Below are 17,729 nucleotides of genomic sequence, written 5' to 3'. Positions count from 1 at the left end.
CCGGACCGGGCAGCGCAGCCCCGCCTACTGTCACGGTGCCTGCGCCTAGCGGGGCGTGGCTGGCGTTGTCGGCCGCGTTCACCGACGCCGTCACCGACCTGACCGACCGCGAAGACCTGGCCGTGCGATGCGCCCCCGGGCTGGGGCGCGGCGCCCCGGGCTGTTTCCTCCCGGCGCTGGCCACCATCGAACTGGACGGCGCGCACCTCGGGCAGCAGCCCGGCACTTGCGACCCGACCCGCCCGGCCGACCGCAACCGCTACCCGGCGTTGTGGGGAGTGCTGACGCACGAGGCAGCGCACGCCACCCACACCTGCTGGACGCCACCGGCCGGTGTGTCCGCCGCCGCCGTGGACGCCGCCCTCGCCCTGGAGGAGTCACGGATCGAGGCGGCGCAGATCCGCCGCCGTCCTGCCGACCGCCGCTGGTTGCGCGCGTCCACGATCCGCCTCGTGCTGGCCGACTACACCACACCCACCACGCCCGGCCCCTCCAGCAGCCACCCCTCCGGTTCGGCAGTCACGACGCCGCACATGGCGATGACGCCGTGGAACGCCGGACGCGCCGCCGCGCTGCTGCTGGCCCGCACCGACGCCGGAATCCTCAAGGACAAGGAAACCGCGTCGCTGACCGCCGAGATCACCACAATTGTGGGCCCGAGCCGGTTGAGTGCCCTGTCCGCGTTGTGGCACATCGCGCACGTCACCGACGATGACGACACCGAGACGATGCTGGACCTGGGCCGCCGCTGGTGCCGCATCCTCGGCACCGCCCCCGACAAGCCCGCCCCGCCCCCGGCCCCCGGGACACCGGGCGCATCAGGTGATCCCTCACCGCTGGCCAAGGCGATCCGCGCGACTCTGTCCGCCGTCTATGCCGCCACCCCCCGCCCCGCCCCTACCGGGGCATCCGGCCGGACCGGTATGGCCAACCCGGACCCGGCCGAGGAACGCCGCCGAGAGAAGCAGGCCCGCCAAGAAGCCGATCGGGCCGCCCGCCGCGTGTTCGCCCCCAGCACCCAGGCCACCCAACCGCGTGGACGCACCGCGATCACCGGGACCCGCCCGCCCCGACCAGAAGAGCAGGCCGCCGCCCGCCGCCTGGCCCGCAAGCTACGCGCTGCCAGCCACCGCGACCGGGTCACCACCACCCGCACCTCACCCACCCCACCCGGACGGCTCACCATGCGCGGCGCCCTGGCCGCCGACGCCCAGCGCGCCGCCGGGGTGACCCCTACCGCCGAACCGTTCACCCAGGCAGTCCGCCGCCACGTGCCCGCACCGCCGCTGCGCCTGGGCATCGCCTGCGATGTGTCCGGATCCATGAACGCCCTGGCCGGACCCGTCGCGTCCGCCGCGTGGATCATGGCCCGCGCCGCCGGGCACCTCCCCGACGCCCTTGCCGCCACCGTCATCTTCGGCACCCGCGTCCGCGCGGTCACCCACCCCGGCAAGACCCCGACCGACGTCACCGAATTCGCCGCCGAGGATTCCCGCGAAGACTTCGTCCAAGGTGTTGACGCTCTGGACTCCACCCTGGGTCTGACCCGCACCGGTGCTGGGCGGCTGCTGGTCATCGTCTCCGACGGCATCTTCAGAGACGACCAGCTCAAGGAAGGCCAGAAGCGCATCGACCGGCTCACCATTGCCGGATGCGCCGTGCTCTGGCTGGCCCTCTCAGGCGACGTGACAGCTATGAACGGCACCCACCTGGTCACATTGACCGATCCCGCCGCAGCCGCCGACGCCATCGCCACAGCCGCCATCCACGCGATCCGCAGTGCCTAAGCCGTCGTTGGCGGCGCCCCTGCCCATCGGTACACCGACCCCGGTAACCGCCTACGGCACCAGCGTCGCAATGGGGACGCCACACGGATGCGCGATCCGGACGCGAGCACGGGCGTCGCCGTCTGGAGCCCAAGAATCTCCCAGCAAGGCGAGGTGAACCGACATGATGGATGACCTGGAGTCCTACATTCGAAGCGCCATGACAATGCCTGCCGTCGGCGCTGCGAAGCCGATGCGAGAGTGCCGGTTGTGCGTGACCTCCGCGAAGACATCGCTGCTGGGTTATCGCCGAATCGTTGCCTTCGCCGTTGCCCGCGTGACAGCGCTCCGGCGGGGCGAGTCCGTGTCGGGCGGCGAACACGAACACACGAACGCGGTCGGGGGACTGCGGCTCGACTCATCGGTTCGCCTCAGCCTGAGCGATCCCGCCATCTCGCGCCAGGAGGATCGGGTCGCCCGAGGCTTCTCTGTCACCTTCATTTGGGTGGAGGCGGACGCGTCTTCTACGCGATCCCGCCAGCCCCGCTGGTATCGCGACGCCGTCGCCTAGACGCGTGCACGACCCATACCGAAAGGAGCAGACTGTGAACCACTTTCCGCGCGGCCCTGAGCAGTCGGAGGCGACCCGAGACTGCCTGCTCTACGAACTCAGTGACCTCGTCGACGTCACCGCCAAGATGGACGGGGCACCTCGGGATCGTTACCGGTTCGTGGAAGAGCTGGTCACGGTCGCGTACCGAGTCGCTGCCGCAGCCGAGCCCCTCTTGGAGGGTGAGGTCGCGCTTATCACCGCCCTGCGCGAGGCCGCCGCTAGCCGCCAGCCCATCCGAGAGTCCTGCCCCGACTTCGAGAAGGTTGACGGCGGCCGGTGCGGCCACCACGCCGGTGGCCTCACCGTCGCCGAGACTTACCACGAACTCGGGCGCGCCATATCCGGCCCCGGTTACATCAGCCCTTAGACAGCTTGCCGACCCGGCACCGGTACCGTCGGTGCCCAGCACTTCCTCGAGCAAGCCGGTACTTCGTGGCCACCACCATCCGTACAAAAAACCTCCACCGCTGGCACGACCGGCACCATGGAGGGTCCGGGTAATCCTGACCAGGTCCCGTCCCGAACAACTGCTCTTCGCTGCTAGCCGACGGCGTAGGCGATGATTCACAAAGAGGCGGGACGGTCCATGCTGGTGATGAGGTGTTTGACCTTGCGGCGCCCGACGCCGTGTTTCTCGGCCAGGTAACGCTGGGAGAGTGGTCGTCCCGGCCCGGTCAGGCTCGCGCGGTAGTCAGCCAGCACCGCCTGCTCCGGTGTCTGCTCCACTTCGGCGCGCTCGGACTCATGCTGATCCGGACGAGGGCCCAGCGCGTCCGGGGTGGTGACCGGGGGTGGTACCGCGTTGCGGGTGAGGGTCATCAACAACTCGAATGAGCCGACCAGAGCCAGGGCGGGCCAGGCGCTGATGAGTGCACCGAGGACGCCGTGGGCGGCGCCGTGGGCCAGGTTGGCGCCGATGGTCGCGGTGATGCCCGCGGTCAGGCTCACTTTGGCCAACGTGGGAACGGGCCGGTTGCGGCGCCCCGCATCCCAGATGACCATAGACGCCGCCCAGATGAGGCCGTCCACGGTGAACGGGATCAGCCGCGCCGTCGTCCCGGCCTCACCCTGGGCGCGGACGAGGTCGAGGGCGTGCCGGTAGGAGATGACCGCAGCTACGGCGGCGACGGCGATCACCGAGACCGCCGTGGTGGTCTTGATGAGTCGGTCGATCACGGGGCTGCCTTCGCCGTTTCCTGCACCTGAGGTGCTCTGTTCCCCGCCCGTCACTGGTGGGCCGTGGGACGGGTGAAGCCGAGCAGGTCGGGACGGGTGTAGGGCTGGATCTGGACGACGGTGCCGGTGTGCGGTGCGGCGATCATCTTGCCGTTGCCGATGACCAGGCCGACATGGCCGGGTCGCGCGGTTGATGTGCTGGGCCCGGAGTCGAAGAACACCAGGTCACCTGGCCGTTCTCGACCTATAGAAATGCGGGGTCCGTGCTGCCATTGGTCGCCGGACACGCGGGGGATGGACACTCCGGCCGCCCGGTAGGCGGTGTGGGTGAGGCCGGAGCAGTCGTAGGCGTCGGGGCCCTCGGCTCCCCAGACATAGGGCTTGTCGAGCTGGGCGCGGGCGAAGGCGATGGCCCTGGCCGCTGCCGCACTGGGCGTCCCGACCGAGAGCCCGGCCGGGTCGCAAGGCGCCACTTGTGCGCGAGGTTCTCTGGTCGATGGCGTGCCGGCCTTGGCGTAGGCGTCGGCTTGGTGCAGCACCGTGGTGACGTAAGCGCCGGAGCGGTTGTACCGCAAGAGAGCGGTACGGATTTTCTCGGGGGCGCCGTTGTGGCGGAGGTAGCGTGCAGCGGCAGGGATGGCGTCGGCGGGGTCGTAGATGTTCCTGTGGCCGTCGTTGTTGCCGTCGACGCCGAAGGCCGCCCAGGTTCCGGCGAGGAATTGCATGGGGCCGGCTGCTCCAGCGTGGTTGGTTCCAGAGGTGATACCGGGGCCGGAGCCGCGTCCGTGGTCGGATTCGACCTTCCCGACCGCGGCGAGGATGCTCCAGCCGATCCCGTACCGCTGCGCGGCCATCATGTAGAGGCCGAGGTAGGCAGAGGGGATGTCGGCGATGGGCTCGCGCTGGCCAGGGGCGCTGGTGCCGGGCGGGCAGGTGTCGGTCCCGGCGCCGGAGCCGGGGATGACCGCGCCGAGGACGGCGACGAACACGGCGGCGAAGACGAGTACGGCGGCTGCCCCGCCGATGACCAACGGCATCAGCGGCTTTCGGATGCCGGCCGTTGGGCGGTCTCCCAGGCTGCGGCCAGGTCGCACAGTCGGCGGCGGGGGCCGCTGGTTCCGGCGATGTGCCAGATCGGTCCGGCGGGCCCCTCGGGTGAGGTGGCGGGTGTGTGGACGGCGGTGGCGACCGGGATTTCGGGGGCGCCGATCAGTTTGCGGAGGTTGGCTTCACGGTGGGGGCTGGGCAGCCAGATCAGGACCGGGGTGGTGGTGCCGGTGGCTTCGGCGAGGTCAGCGTAGCCGCCGAGTTTGGCGGCGACGCGGGCGAGGGTTTCGGTGCCGGTGTCGTGTTCGAGGAAGAAGTCCAGCGTCTGCGGTGGCTCGGGCAAGTGCGCATTGGAATGTTCGGTCCAGCGGCCGAAGGCGTCGGGGCGGGCCAGGTCCCCCCAGTGGGCGGCGCAGCGGTGTTCGGACCACCATTGGTCCAGGGTGGTGCCGTCGTTGCGGTGGCGGGCGTGGGCGTGCAGGCCGACGAAGAAGTCGTTGACGCCGATCTGGTGGCCGAGTCGGGGTGAGATGGCGGTGGCGTTGTCCTGCCGGTATCCGAAGGCGTTGAGGGTCTGCCCGGCTTGGATTGCCAGGACGTGCGCGCCGGTGGGGCCCAGGACCCAGTGCCAGGGTTTGGACCCGACCGGTGTCCAGGGCCGGAACCGCAGTAGGGCGTAGAGGCGGTGGAGTTGGTTGAGGCGTTGCCGGGCGCGTTCGGGGCTGGGGAACAGCAGGGCGGTGAGCTGGTCGGTGGTGAGCACGCGGTGTTCCCAGACCAGGGTGAGCAGTGTCCGGTCGCGTCCGGTGAGGCGGTAGGCCAGGTCGGCGACGAGATAGGGAGTCACCCTGGGCGGCCGGATGGGAACTGCCCGCAGGCGGTTGGCGGTCTTCCTCGGCTGCGTCATGTGGTGTCCTCGTCCATGGGTGCGGTGGCGGGTTCGATGTGTGCCGGAAGTGTTGAGGGCTCGGTGTCGAGGGGGCGAAGTCCGACGGCAGGGATGGGGCGTTTGGCTCCGCCGTTGACGAACCGTTCGCGTGATGCCTGGCGGACTTCATGGCCGCGCCCGGTGATCGGGTCGGGGAGGGGCCGGGTGCGGAAGGTGAAGGGCGCGGTGGGGGTGTTGGCGTCCATGAGGCGCGCGGCGGCTTGGTAGGCGCCCAGGTGGGACAGGTCGTGGGGGGAGAGCAGGGGCGCGGTGTGGCGGGCCAGGTCGCTGGCGTCTTCGGGGGAGGCGGCGAAGTAGATCTTGTTGCGGGCATCGGCCGAGACCGCCTCGCGGAGGTCTCTGGGCAGCTGGGACAGGTGCTGGTGGGCGATGGTGAGGCTGAGGCGGTAGGCGCGGGCTTCGGCGAGGATGTCGGAGATGGAGCCGGGCAGGTTGAGGAAATTGTGCGCCTCGTCGATGTAGGCGGCGGCGTCGCGGCGCTGGTGTTCGGGTTGGGTGGCGCGGGGGGTGATGGCCTGCCAGGTGTGGGCCAGCAGCAGCGATCCGAGCAGCCGGACGGCGTCCTCGCCCAGGACGCCTTTGGGCAGCCGCGCCAGGATCAGTCCGCCGGTGTCGAGCATGGCGCCCAGGTCGAGGGTGGAGGTGTTGCCGGACAGGGTGTCGCGGACGAACGGGCGCAGCAGCACCGCCCGGAGTTTGTTCATCACCGGGCTGATCACCGCTGCCCGCCCGGCGGGGGTGAGCTCGTCGTAGGAGGCCCAGAATCCGCGCAGGAGTTCGTCGGTGAGCCGGTTGGTGATGCGGGTGCGGTAGGGGCCGTCCATCAGCAGGCGGGGGATGTCGGCCAGGGTGGCGCGGGTGCCGTTGACGCGGGTGAGGGTCAGGCACGCCGAGCGCAGCAGGTCGTCCAGACGGGGTCCCCAGGAGGAGGAGAAGCAGCGGCGGAAGGTGGTGACGATCGACTCGGCCGCGAACGCCGGATCTGCTCCGGCCAGGACGTTCAGGCAGGGTGGGCGGCCGCGGTCGGCGGGGTCGAACACCACCGTGCGGCCGATGGCGCGCTCGGGGAGGCGGTCCAGGACGTCGGCGACCAGGTCGCCTTTAGGGTCGATGACCAGCGCTCCGCGTCCGGCGGCAGCGTCGGCCAGGATCAGGCTGGCCAGGAAGGTGGATTTGCCGACGCCGGTCTGGCCCAGGACGTGCAGGTGCTGGCGGGCACCGGCGACGGTGAGCCCTACCGGCCGGGGCGCACCGGCTTCGGAGTCACCCAGGACGCGGACGCCTGACCCGGAGGCCGGGATGGCGGGTGAGGGGGCGATGGGGCGGGCGCCGGCGCGGGTGACGCCGGGCGCGGCCAGGTCGTAGGGCAGGTGCGCCAGCGCCGCCAGCTCGGGCACTGATAGCAGGTAGCCGCGGTGCAGGCGGCGTTCGCTCAGGCGGGTGGCCGGGTGGCGTAGGCGCTGGCGGCGTAGGTGTTGGTGGCCGGAGGTGAACAGGGCGAAGGTGGAGGCGGTCTCGTGGGCGTGCGCGCGCAGCCACCCCGCCGCTACCTGGTCGTGGTGGCGGGTGGCGGCGCCGTAGCGGATCTGGACCTCAAAGCGCGGCTGGGCGGCTTTGGCGAGGACCGCGCGGATCTGCTCGGTGCGTTCGGGGAACCGGCGGGTGAGTTCTGCCGGGTCGCAGTGTCCGGACATGCCGGGTGTGACCAGGTCGAACAGTACGCCTTGGGGTGCGGTGGAGCGGGCCCCGCGCAGCGCGGCTGCGGCGCGGTGCGCGCGTTGTAGGCGTCGTCCGGTGGCGGGGCGGGCCAGGATCTGCACGGCGAGGTGTTCTCCGTCGGCCAGCCCGGACGCGGCACCGAGCAGGCCCCGCAGCGGGTCGGAGTCGTGGACGTGGGTGAGGGGGTAGTGCTCGGGGCACGCCGGCACCATGCGGCCCCCTGCGGCGGGGATATCGAGTGGGAGTGGTGGGGTGGCGGGGCCGGTGGTGAGGGTGGCGCCGGGCCAGGCCGAGCGGACGGTCTTCTCCACCAGCCCGGGCGGTACCGTCCCGGGGACCCAGATGTGGAAGCGGACGCCGGTGTGGTCGGCGCGGTACTCAAACGCCAGATGCGGCTGCCCGTAGAGCACGCGTTTCCACCGTGGGAGGGTCAGACCGATGAGGCGGGCCCACCAGGCGGCGGCGCTGGAGTCTTCGACCTTGGGCGGTACCGCGATCTCGATCACCCGCGCCCCGGGCGCCAGACGGGCGTTGCGCCACCGCCACACCACCCACCGGACCACGGCCACAACGGCAACGGCCCCCGCCGCGCTGAACGCAATGCCAGGCCCATGAGCCGCGAGGAGATCGGCCAGGTGGTGTGGGCCGCGCGAGATCTCGGCGGCTAGGGTGTGCCGACTGCCAGATGTGCGCAGTTCGTGGGCTTGGAGGCTCATAGCGGATCGATTTCCTGCGCCTGGCCTGTGCCTGCGGCTGGGCTGTGGTGGGAGTCGAGGGCGGCGAGTTCGGCGGGGTCGGTAGTGGTGAGCCGGTGCTCGTGCGGGCTGGCGGTGGCGGTGAAGGCAGCGCGGTCGGAGCCGGTCGCGGTTCCGCACAACAAGCCTTGGCCACGGTCGGCGGTGAGCAGGAACGCCTTCTCCCCGTCGGTGAGGTCGAACGCGTCGACGATCTGGTCGATGGACTGGGGTGCTTGGCGGAGCAGGATCTGGGTGGCGGAGTTGGCGATGACCGCTCTCCCCAGATCGGAGGAGAGCAGGTCGGCGGCGTCCTGGGTGACGACGGCGAGCCCGGTCCAGTGTTTGCGGGCGGACTTGGCCAGCCGGTACAGAAACCGGGCGCCCTCGGCGTCGCGCATCAGCGTCCAGGCTTCATCGACCACCACCATGCGGCGGCGGCGCTCGGCGGGGTTGGTGACCTGCCGCCAGATCACGTCCAGTGCGAGCAGCATCCCGACGGTGCGGGTCTCCTCGGGCAGATCCCGTAGCGAGAACACGATCAGGTGACCGTCGGGTGGGGTGGTGGTCGCCCCGGCGAACAGGCCCCGGTAGGAGCCGGTCACGTACGGGGCCAGCCGCGCCGACAACTCGGCCGCCTCACCGGTCCCGGCCTGGGCGGCGTGGTCGAGTGCGGTGGTCAGGTCGGCCAGCGCTGGCGCCGGGCGTGTCCAGGTGTGGGGGTCGCTGGTGATGCCGGCGGCCTGGTAGGTGGCGAGCACCGCCCGGTCCAGCACGGCTCGTGCCGCCGGGGTGAGTGGTTCGCTGAGCATCGCGGCGATGAGGGTCTGCAGGAAAAGTGCCCGCCGGATCAGAGTGTCCTCGCCTTGACTGGCCGGGAGGTCGAAGGGGTTGAAGCACACGCCGGGAGCACCGAGGGCGATGTGGGTGCCGCCGACCTCATGGCACAGGCGGCGGTATTCGTCTTCGGGGTCGAGGACGGCGACGTGGACGCCTTGGTAGAGCAGGCGGAGGGTTTCGAGTTTCGTGAAGTAGGACTTGCCGGCGCCCGAGCGGGCGATGGTGACGGAGTTGTAGTTGTCCTGGGCGAACCGGTCCCACACCACCACCCCGGCCGAGTAGGCGTTCAACCCATACAGCACTGGTGTGTCGGCGATGCGTGGTTGCAGGTCGGGTGAGGTGAACGGGAACGCCGCCGCCAGCGCGGTGGTGTCGAACACCCGCCGTGCCCTCACGGTGTCGGTGGCCAGCGGCAGGGTGGTGATCCACCCTTGGAGGGCCCGGAAGGTGGTCGGCTGGGCGTCCAGCAGCAGGGATGCGGCCAGCGCCCGCACCCGCTGAACCTGCGCCTCCAGTTCCTGGTGTTCTGCCGCGTGGACGGTGAGGTAGAGCCCGACGCGGAACAGGCGGCCGTGGCCGCGGGCCAGGGATGCAGCGAGTTCGGCGGCATCATCGGCGGCCGCCTCGGCCGCGAAGTCGGCCAACCGTCCGTGCTGGGCGTTGTGGCGGGAGGCCGATTCTAGGCGGGCGAGCTGGCGGCGCAGCCGCTGCGCGGCCACCAGCGGCGGGACGGGTTCGATGTGCAGCGCCACGTCCAACCGTCCCGGGTAGGTCAGCAGCGGCTCCAGCCAACCCGCGCCGACCTCACGCGGATAGCCGGTCACTGCGAACGAGGCACACACCCCACCCGGCAACTCCACCGACCGCACATGGGTGTGAATGGCTGATGGCCCAACCATGTCGGGCAGATCTGCATCGGTGCTCTCTCGGGGGTCAACGCCCCGACTCCAGGGGCGAAGGATCTGCAGGTGGGTGTGGGATCGGCGGCGCGTCATGCCTGCCGCCTCCCGGTGATCAACTCGCCCGGGTCGGCGTTATCCACAGGTCGTCGTTCTCCTGGGGATAGCGACTCGGTCAGCACGGTGGTGCAGGCTGCCGCGTCCAGGACCTCGGCTCTCACCCCGAGTGCGGCCAGTGAAAGCACGGCCTCCTCTGCGTGCCGCAACGCCACCGCCGCACCCCCATCCCGTCCAACCCGCTGACGCCGTCCCTTGGACCAGGGCGCACCAGCGGTGCCGGGGGGACCGGTGCCGTCACTGATCACGACGAGGATCTGCCGAACCAGCAGGTCATGGGCGGCGCCCAGTTCGGTGAGGAACGCCGCATGCTCGCCCGCCGCCTCCTCCAGTTGCCGATCGCGCAGCCGGGGGGCGTGGCCGGTGATGTGCTCGGCCAGTCCGGACAGGTCGACCGGACGGGCTTGGACGAGGATCTGCACCGGTGACTCCAGCGAGTTGAGCCACCGCCCGAACACCGCGACCAGGCTTGCTTGTTCGCCGGGTGTGCGCAGGCTGAACGGCACCGTCCCGGCTCGCACGATCACTGCGATGGCGCCGTCGGCCAGTTCCATCGCGCCGTCCTGGCGGACGGCCCGCACCGGAAGCCGCAGCGGCGCGGGCAACCGGCCGCGCATCCGGCACCACGACGGCGGCGGCTGAATCGGCTCGCTACTGGTAACGAGCATCTTCGGGGTGCGCAGGTAGGCGAGGGCGGTGGCGGCGTAGCGGTCCAGGCCCATCCCGTCGCGGCGGGCGACCGCCAGCACGAACCCGCACGCCGCCACCGGCACCAGCACCGCTGCCAGGACCGGGAATGGCACCAGGGCGTGCAGGGTGAGCCAGGTCCACAGCATTGCGGCGGCGGTGGCGGCCAGGATGGCCAGCTGCCGGCCGGTGAGGCCGTAGAGGATCTTGTCGGGCTGGTCGACATCGGCGGGGATCTTCACGCTAATCGGCTGCTCATGCCGCTGGCCGTTCACGTGCGGCTCCTTTTGGGCGGGTCGATCCACAGGGTCAGCTGCCGGTGCGGCACCGGTCGCCGCGGCATCCCGGGAAACATCAGCTGCCGAGAACGCACCCGCGGTTGCCCTGAAGACGCCGCAGGCGAGGTGGGGATCGGTGGGCGGGGGACGCGGCTGACCGGGATCGGCAACGCCAGCTGCACCGGCCGCCTGGACCCGGGCGTGGCAGGCGGACGGGGGATGGGCAGCGCGAGCTGCACCGGGCGCCCGCCTCCTTCACCATCGCCATCCGAACTCGACGGCTCCGTCCACGGCGGACCGGGCGCAGGGTCTGCGGGAGGGGTTGGCGCCGGCCGCGGCGGTCCCGGCAGCTCGCGAGAGCGAGAAGGTGGGGAAGGCGGTGGCGGGGGTGGCGGGGTTCGGTGCTGGAAGGGGGCGGCGACGCGGCGACGGTCGCCCATCAGCGCGCCCAGACCCCGGTACAGGATCAGGCTGCGCAGCAGGCCACCGAGCATGCGGGGCTGGGCGGGACGCCAGATGGTGCGGGCCACCCACGCCGGGATCCGCAGCATCACATACAGCAGGCACGCCGCCACCAGCAGATCGGCGACATCATTGTGGGTGGGGAGTCCGATGAGATGGTCGCTGGTGTCGGAGGTTTCGGTGAACATCAGCCGGAACGCGGTCGCCAGCACCAGCGACTGGCACACCTGGATCGCCAGCACCCCGGACATGCCGCGCCACCACAACCTTGCCAGCCCGTCGGTGAAGGGCAGCGCATGAAACATCAACGCCAACGGGGCCGCCGCGATCAGCACCATCGTCAGCGCCAGCCGGATCACATAGATGAACGCCACGCACAACGCCAGCACCACCACCCCCAGCGCGACCAACGCGGTGAACGGCTGGCTGGGCACCAGATTGGCGGCCACAAACCCGGCGACCACATCGGCGACCACACTCGGATCGACCGACTCGGCCCCTGCTTGCAGGAACGCCTCGGCGAGCCCGTTGGCGAACCCGACCCCGTATCCGATCACGATCAGGCTCAGATTGGAAGCAAGGAACGCCGCCACCAACCGCACCACCAGCTGCCCGGGAGTGAGTTCGGCGCCGGGCAGGGAATGGCCGGCCATCAGCCACACCCCACCGGCGGTGACCAGCAGCACGTAGCAGGTGTTGGCCATCGCCTGCGACACGCCCCACAACTCCCGCGCCCGCGCCATCTCCGGCGAATCCACTGCCGGGGTGCCCAGCACGGTGTCGCGCAGCAGCGCGAAGACCGGCTGGGCGGCCGAGGACACCAGATCGTTAAACCAGCCGTTCACCGCACGTTTGGCCATGCACCCCACGTCAACGAACCCGCACTCTGACCCGCCCTCACCCTCGCCGGCCGGGTTCTGCCCACCGGTGTGCGACGGCGTGGGTGTTGGTGTGGACTGCGGTGAGGACGAAGGCGCTGGCGGCGGGGACGATGCTGCGGGTGTCGATGGCGGCGAGACGACCGGGGACGAGGGTGGCGAAGCCGGTGCGGGAACCGGCCGGGACGGGCTCGCCCTCGCCTCGGTCACGGCCCGCACCGGTTCCGCCGACAACCACAGCCATGCCCCCGTTACCAGCGCGACCAGCACGACGACTCTGCCCGGGCGGCTCACCAGCGCTGACCAATCCGGGGAGGGCGGGCCGGCGGTGGGCGTCATGACGGCTCGCCCACGATGCTCTGCAGCAGCTTGACCAGGACCGGCGCCAGCACCGCCACCGAGTAGCCGATCGCGGCGTACCGCAGCGTCTTCTTGGCCGCCTCGACCTCACCAGGGTCACCCCCGGCCAGCATGTAGCGGACGCCGCCGATGGTGGCGAACAGGGTCGCGAGCCCCACCAGCAACCCGGTGATCACGTTGCGCAGGTTGGTGATCACCTCGTCCAGCGACGCTGCCGCGGCCAAGTTCGTGCCTGCCTCGGCGACCCCGGGCACCAGCAGTGCGGTCGCCGAGCACCCCGCCGACCACGACAGCGACGCCGCCAGCAGCCTCCTACAGCTGTGCCGCCGTCTGACGGGAGGCGTGGCGGTCGACGGCCCAAGGGCGGTCCAGTTGCCGGATTGTTCTGGACGGCGGTCATTGAGGCGCGGACGAGTTCGGTTGGTGTGCATAGCAGCGTCTCCGGAACGGTCAGACGAGTACGGACTGCCAGGCGAGATCACCGGCGGACGGCGCGGCCCGAAGGCTGCGGGTGTCCTCCTCTGAAGGGACACGAGGTGACGGGCTGGATGCGGCGGGGACCGGGCTTCGACCGTCCGTCCGCCCTCAGAGCTGCACCATCCGCCGGTGATCTCAACTGGCACCCTTGAAGCACCCGCCGCAGCCCCGAATTGGCCTCGATCCCGGCAGGGATTACCGAGTCTTTGTTGTCGGAGGCTCGTCAGTCCTCGGGCTGCCCGCCGACTCGACCCCAGGCAGATCGGCGATGTGCACACTGGCGCCTACCGGGCCGCGCTGGGTGTGGGCAAAGAGCCGGACGAGTGATCTTGACCGGATCCTGGTGCGATCCGAGGGACAAAACCGGGGCCGGTCGCGGTGCTTCAACGGTGTACGGGGATCGGGGGGCCGTCTCGGGTCACCCAGCACATGAATCACACACCGTTTAATCCCGACCACTCACCTGCCGGTCACCACACCGGCCCAACTGCTACCCGCCGGATGGTGCCGCTGACCGTCTGGCTGTGCTCCGACACCGCCACCGGCGACAGCATCGGCAGCGCGCATCACCTCAGCCCGACAAACACGGCCCGCCCACAGAACACCAATGAAACGAAAATCTGCGCTCGGCATCGGCGGTCGGTCGGCATGGAGCTTGCGCGGCATCTGATCGGCACCTGCAGCCGGGAGGGTGACATCGTCGCCGAAGGGTTCACCACCAGTGAGGCCGCCCTGGTCGCCGCCGCCGACCTGGACCGCCGCGCCATCGCGCTGGTCCCGCACTTCCCGCTCGCCCAGCACATCGGCACCCGCCTACGCGCCACCCTCCCGCAAGAGCACCTGGGGCGGGTGCAGATGCGTCCCTGCCGACCCGACCAGATGGCCCGCGGCCTAGCCGACCACCTCGGCGACATCGCCCTGGTCACCGCCGCCCCACCACCGCACGAGACCGGCGGCCACCGGCCACCAGGCCACAAACACGGTTGCCCGGCATGCCGGGCGGAGGTGTGGATGCTCACCAGCCAGCAACTAGGGCAGTTCCTGGCCGCCGCCTGGCGGGTGCTGCGACCCGGCGGGGTCCTGGCGGTCACCACCACCGCCCGCCACCAGGCCGGACGACTCATCGACCCCGCCCCACGCATCATCAAGCAAGCCCAAGGGCTCGGATTCGGCTACTCCCAGCACGTCATCGCCCTGCGCGTGCCCATCGACGGCGACGTCCTGGTCGTCCAAGGCGGGCCCGCCGACCTGGCCCAGCTCCGCGACACCCGCTCCCGCGCCCTGCCACCCGCCGTCAGCGTCCACGCCGACGTCTGCCTGTTCACCAAACCCCAGCAGCCATGGAAGGACGGAGCTATCAGATGAATCACCGCGCTGCGGCCTCATCGAGGTTGACCTCGGTGCTGGCGACCGGACAGCGGCCCTCACGGCTACAACGCCAGGGCCGCTACACACCCGAATCGATGCGGCACCCCGGCAAGATGCTGCCCGCCATCGCCGCCACCGTCATCAACGCCTTCACCCAACCCGGCGACCTGGTCATCGACCCGATGTGCGGGATCGGCACCACCCTCGTCGAAGCCATCCACCTGGACCGCGACGCCGCCGGCATGGAGTACGAACCTCACTTCGTCCACCTCACCCTGGACAACGTGCGCTACGCCCACCGGCAGGGAGCTACCGGCCGAGCCCAGTTGGTCTGCGGCGATGCCCGCAACATCGCTGCTCTCTATCGCCTCCTGCGCGGCCGGGCGGCGCTGGTGCTCACCTCACCGCCGTACGGGGCCCGCACGCACGGACACATCCACTCCAGCCGCGACAACGGCGGCGGCAAGGTCACCAAACGCCACCACCGCTACTCGGCCGACCACGCAAACCTCGCCCACCAGCCTTTGACCGGCCTGCTGGACGCCTTCGGCCGCATCCTGGCCGGCAGCGCCACCCTGCTCCGGCCAGGCGGCGTAATCGCCGTGACCATCCGCCCCATCCGGATCAAAGGCGAACTGACCGATCTGCCCGGACGAGTCATCGAGACCGCTCAACGGCACGGCCTGACTCTCGCTGGCCGCTACGCCGCGCTGCTGGCCGGACTCCGCGACGGCGGCTTGGTCAACCGGGCCTCCTTCTTCCAGATGCTGGAAACCCGCCGCGCCCGCGACCGCGGCAACCCCGCCTGCGCCACCGCCCACGAAGACCTTCTCATCTTCCAACGCGCCACCGATCTGGAGGAGGCGAGCCGATGACTGCGAGCCGACGTGATGATCGGTCGGGGCACGGGCGGGTCTTGGAGATGCTGGCCATTCTCCAGCTGGGTCTATGCGGACGGTGCGGACGCGCCCGCTATGCCTCTCGCCGCGCCGCCCGCAGAGCGGCGCGGATCGCTGCACGTGGTGTCCGGCTCCGCGCCTTTCAGTGCGGCGGTGACTGGCACCTTTGTACTCCGTCAGGGAGACCCCAGTTCATCGCACCGCCTGTCACCGTGCCGTCCGACAGTCAGCAGGCAGGTCGCGAAATTCAGAGGCGGGACATTCACCGAAACGTTAACCGCGTACACGACAGGCGCCGTGACGGTAGGCGCCGTGCACGCAGCCTTGTTCTTGAGCCCGCAGGTGTGCCGTCATGGCCGAAGCGGCCGCGGACCTGGCCAGGCGGCATCGATAGTCGGTGAACCGGGGACCTATGAGCGGCAAGCCGACATCGACAAAGAGTGAACAGCCAAGACTTACCTGGCGACTGAACTTCGCGGATCCATCCGTTGAGGACCAGCTCGCACGAGCTCAGGCAGACGCGATCAAAGAGGTGTTGACGTGGTGGGCGAATCACGCAGTCCTATCCCTCTCGATGTGTTCAGCGGAGGGACCAAAAGCAACCGATCCGCAGGGCTGACGGGTCCCGGCGGAAGGTTCCGGCTGGAGGGGCCGCTGCGCGTGGCGTTCGCGGGCCGGACTTCCACCGAGGACAAGCAGGATCCGACCTTGTCGCTTCCGCGCCAGCTCGCCAACAGCCAGACCGCGCTCCACAGCGCGCTTCCGGGCCGGGCCGTCGTCGTGGCGCACTTCTACGACATCGAGTCCGGGCGCAAGGACCTGGACGCGCGCGGATTCGGACGCGGACACGAGCGGTTCAGTATTCCTGTTCCGCGGGACGGCGGCATTCAGGACCTGTTGTCGGAGGCAGCACAGATTGACCGGCGATTCGATGTAGTGATCTGCGAATCCGTCGACCGGATCGCGCGCCGCACCTACGTCGGCACGCAGATCGAGAACCAGCTCGAACGCCTGGGGATCCCGCTGTGGGCTTCCGACGAACCGATCAGCCTCAACGGCAAGCGGTCGTCTCAGGTACTGACGCGACGGGTCAAACAGGGCGTCGCCGAGTGGTACGTCCTGGAGATGCTGGAGAAGTCCTGGGGCGGATTCGAGATTCACACCCAACAAGGCTTCAACGTTGGACGACCTCCGTACGGCTTCCTGGCCAAGAAGGTCCCTCATCCGGTCGCTGCACGTCGAGAACAAGGTGCGACCAAACATGTCCTGGCCCCCGACCCGGTATGCGGGCCGGTCGTTGAGGCGATCTTCGAAATTCGTGTTGCCGAACGCCTCGGATATCAGGCCATCGCCGACCAGCTGAATACCGATCTGAATCGGTACCCCGCACCTGTTGCCACTGCGAAGTCTCGGACCCTGGGCAGATGGACCTATTCCTCGGTGCGTGACGTCCTGGGCAACCCCAAGTACACCGGTTACATGGTGTGGAACCGAAAAGCCACGTCCTCGGCCGGAGGAAGGATTAACCCGCCAGAAGCCTGGGTGTGGTCAGCCGAACCTACCCACCCCGGCCTCGTCAGCGTCGAGACCTTCGTCGAGGCGCAGCGGGTCGTGCAGGCGCGGCAACGGTCCCGCAGCCGTCAGAGCGGAGACAGCGCCGAGACCACTGGACGTTTGTACGTCTTGAGGTCGTACCTCACCTGTGTGCAGTGCGAGCGCCGGATGTTCGGCAAGACCGATCGGGGACGGGTGTATTACGTGTGCAGCCCGAAGCGGTCTCATCTGCCTGAAAGACATCCTGCAGTGGTCCGGGTCCGCGAAGAGCCTCTGATCGCGGGGTTGGAGGAGTTCTTCAATCGGGAGATCTTCGGTGCTCAGCGCCGGGAACGGCTGCGGGCTGTTCTCGCTCGTCTGGACGATCGGCATCTGCACGAACATGAAGCGAGCATCGCGGCGCTGGAGGCCAAGATCGCGGACTTGGGTCGTCGGCGGGCGCGGGTGCTGGATCCGCTGGAACGGTTGGAGGAACCGAGCCAGGCGTTGGTGCAGAACATCAACGAACGTTCCGTCGGGATCGCCGCCGATCTGGAGGGCGCACAGGTCAAGCTGCGGGAACTTCGGAGTAGGGCGCCTGTGCGTCCGTGTCCTGAACTGCTGGACCTGCTCCCGGTCGGGACGATCGACCTGGACCGCCTGCCCGTACCTGTTCTGCGGCGGCTACTGGATGTGTTCCGGCTGCGCATGCGCTACGAGAGGGAAGCGGGACTTGTGGAGTGCGAGGTCACGATCGCGGCGGAGGTCGTGGGCGCGCAGCAGGAGGCAGCGGCGATCGTCGGGGTGGGGCAACCCGGGACGAGCGCCGGTCTGTGTAGTACCCCCTACGGGGAGGTTGGGGAACCGGCTCGATCCAACCCCGGCGCCCGCCTAACGATCCCCTCCCGCGTCCCGATCCCGTAACCG

At 69.9% G+C, this 17,729-nt stretch carries 15 protein-coding genes; 6 read left to right on the top strand and 9 right to left on the bottom strand.

What is annotated here, in order from left to right:
* Positions 1–35: 35 nt before the first annotated feature.
* From AMA02S_RS19915 to AMA02S_RS19905, 3 genes are all read left to right on the top strand, one after another.
* Positions 36–1,787 carry a vWA domain-containing protein gene (locus tag AMA02S_RS19915; protein WP_245667660.1) on the top strand — a complete coding sequence of 584 codons (1,752 nt, stop codon included), beginning with the start codon at positions 36–38 and terminating at the stop codon, positions 1,785–1,787.
* 163 nt (positions 1,788–1,950) lie between these two features.
* Positions 1,951–2,337 (top strand): hypothetical protein, encoded by a 387-nt coding sequence (locus tag AMA02S_RS19910; protein ID WP_067460748.1) that lies wholly within the window; start codon positions 1,951–1,953, stop codon positions 2,335–2,337.
* A 34-nt stretch (positions 2,338–2,371) separates the two neighbouring features.
* Positions 2,372–2,746, top strand: coding sequence for a hypothetical protein (locus AMA02S_RS19905; protein WP_067460747.1), 375 nt, complete (start codon positions 2,372–2,374; stop codon positions 2,744–2,746).
* Between the two features lie 197 nt (positions 2,747–2,943).
* On the opposite strand, the gene AMA02S_RS19900 is transcribed toward AMA02S_RS19905, so the two are convergent.
* The 9 genes from AMA02S_RS19900 to AMA02S_RS19860 form a co-directional block, all read right to left on the bottom strand.
* Positions 2,944–3,555, bottom strand: coding sequence for a DUF2637 domain-containing protein (locus tag AMA02S_RS19900; protein ID WP_169806859.1), 612 nt, complete (start codon positions 3,553–3,555; stop codon positions 2,944–2,946).
* 50 nt (positions 3,556–3,605) lie between these two features.
* Positions 3,606–4,592 (bottom strand): C40 family peptidase, encoded by a 987-nt coding sequence (locus AMA02S_RS19895; RefSeq protein WP_067460746.1) that lies wholly within the window; start codon positions 4,590–4,592, stop codon positions 3,606–3,608.
* Positions 4,592–5,509, bottom strand: coding sequence for a replication-relaxation family protein (locus tag AMA02S_RS19890; RefSeq protein WP_067460745.1), 918 nt, complete (start codon positions 5,507–5,509; stop codon positions 4,592–4,594). The genes AMA02S_RS19895 and AMA02S_RS19890 overlap by 1 nt, the downstream gene beginning before the upstream one ends.
* On the bottom strand, positions 5,506–7,833 hold the full coding sequence (locus tag AMA02S_RS19885; protein ID WP_157430718.1) for a type IV secretory system conjugative DNA transfer family protein: 2,328 nt from the start codon (positions 7,831–7,833) through the stop codon (positions 5,506–5,508). Before AMA02S_RS19885 ends, AMA02S_RS19890 begins: the two co-directional genes overlap by 4 nt.
* A gap of 149 nt (positions 7,834–7,982) precedes the next feature.
* A complete protein-coding gene (locus AMA02S_RS19880) occupies positions 7,983–9,704 on the bottom strand; it encodes a VirB4 family type IV secretion system protein (RefSeq protein WP_245667658.1) in 1,722 nt (573 codons plus the stop codon).
* Positions 9,705–9,835: 131 nt separating this feature from the next.
* The gene (locus AMA02S_RS19875; protein ID WP_067460740.1) at positions 9,836–10,822 is read right to left on the bottom strand and encodes a PrgI family protein; all 987 of its coding nucleotides are present in this window, start codon (positions 10,820–10,822) and stop codon (positions 9,836–9,838) included.
* Complete coding sequence (locus AMA02S_RS19870; RefSeq protein ID WP_067460738.1) at positions 10,819–12,147, bottom strand: hypothetical protein; 1,329 nt, start codon at positions 12,145–12,147, stop codon at positions 10,819–10,821. The genes AMA02S_RS19875 and AMA02S_RS19870 overlap by 4 nt, the downstream gene beginning before the upstream one ends.
* Positions 12,148–12,184: 37 nt before the next feature.
* Positions 12,185–12,409, bottom strand: a complete 225-nt coding sequence (locus tag AMA02S_RS19865; protein WP_067460736.1) for a hypothetical protein — start codon at positions 12,407–12,409, stop codon at positions 12,185–12,187.
* 91 nt (positions 12,410–12,500) lie between these two features.
* On the bottom strand, positions 12,501–12,956 hold the full coding sequence (locus AMA02S_RS19860; protein ID WP_218005038.1) for a pilin: 456 nt from the start codon (positions 12,954–12,956) through the stop codon (positions 12,501–12,503).
* A gap of 694 nt (positions 12,957–13,650) precedes the next feature.
* Between AMA02S_RS19860 and AMA02S_RS42950 the strand changes: the two genes are divergently transcribed.
* The 3 genes from AMA02S_RS42950 to AMA02S_RS19845 all read left to right on the top strand — a co-directional run bounded on the left by AMA02S_RS42950 (position 13,651) and on the right by AMA02S_RS19845 (position 17,726).
* The gene (locus AMA02S_RS42950; protein WP_169806858.1) at positions 13,651–14,367 is read left to right on the top strand and encodes a hypothetical protein; all 717 of its coding nucleotides are present in this window, start codon (positions 13,651–13,653) and stop codon (positions 14,365–14,367) included.
* The gene (locus AMA02S_RS19850) at positions 14,364–15,245 is read left to right on the top strand and encodes a TRM11 family SAM-dependent methyltransferase (RefSeq protein ID WP_067460730.1); all 882 of its coding nucleotides are present in this window, start codon (positions 14,364–14,366) and stop codon (positions 15,243–15,245) included. Before AMA02S_RS42950 ends, AMA02S_RS19850 begins: the two co-directional genes overlap by 4 nt.
* A gap of 684 nt (positions 15,246–15,929) precedes the next feature.
* A complete protein-coding gene (locus tag AMA02S_RS19845; RefSeq protein WP_067460727.1) occupies positions 15,930–17,726 on the top strand; it encodes a recombinase family protein in 1,797 nt (598 codons plus the stop codon).
* The last annotated feature ends 3 nt before the right edge of the window (positions 17,727–17,729 follow it).

This window comes from Actinomadura macra NBRC 14102 (genome assembly GCF_001552215.1).
Lineage (GTDB): Bacteria > Actinomycetota > Actinomycetes > Streptosporangiales > Streptosporangiaceae > Spirillospora > Spirillospora macra.
This window is presented reverse-complemented; position numbering and strand designations above follow the sequence as displayed.

Excerpts from the sequence above, each read along its gene's own strand:
- AMA02S_RS19860 (WP_218005038.1), bottom strand. The coding sequence starts at position 12,956 with ATGCACACCAACCGAACTCGTCCGCGCCTCAATGACCGCCGTCCAGAA.
- AMA02S_RS19890 (WP_067460745.1), bottom strand. The coding sequence starts at position 5,509 with ATGACGCAGCCGAGGAAGACCGCCAACCGCCTGCGGGCAGTTCCCATC.
- AMA02S_RS19910 (WP_067460748.1), top strand. The coding sequence starts at position 1,951 with ATGATGGATGACCTGGAGTCCTACATTCGAAGCGCCATGACAATGCCT.
- AMA02S_RS19850 (WP_067460730.1), top strand. The coding sequence starts at position 14,364 with ATGAATCACCGCGCTGCGGCCTCATCGAGGTTGACCTCGGTGCTGGCG.
- AMA02S_RS19865 (WP_067460736.1), bottom strand. The coding sequence starts at position 12,409 with ATGGCTGTGGTTGTCGGCGGAACCGGTGCGGGCCGTGACCGAGGCGAG.
- AMA02S_RS19895 (WP_067460746.1), bottom strand. The coding sequence starts at position 4,592 with ATGCCGTTGGTCATCGGCGGGGCAGCCGCCGTACTCGTCTTCGCCGCC.
- AMA02S_RS19870 (WP_067460738.1), bottom strand. The coding sequence starts at position 12,147 with ATGGCCAAACGTGCGGTGAACGGCTGGTTTAACGATCTGGTGTCCTCG.
- AMA02S_RS42950 (WP_169806858.1), top strand. The coding sequence starts at position 13,651 with ATGGAGCTTGCGCGGCATCTGATCGGCACCTGCAGCCGGGAGGGTGAC.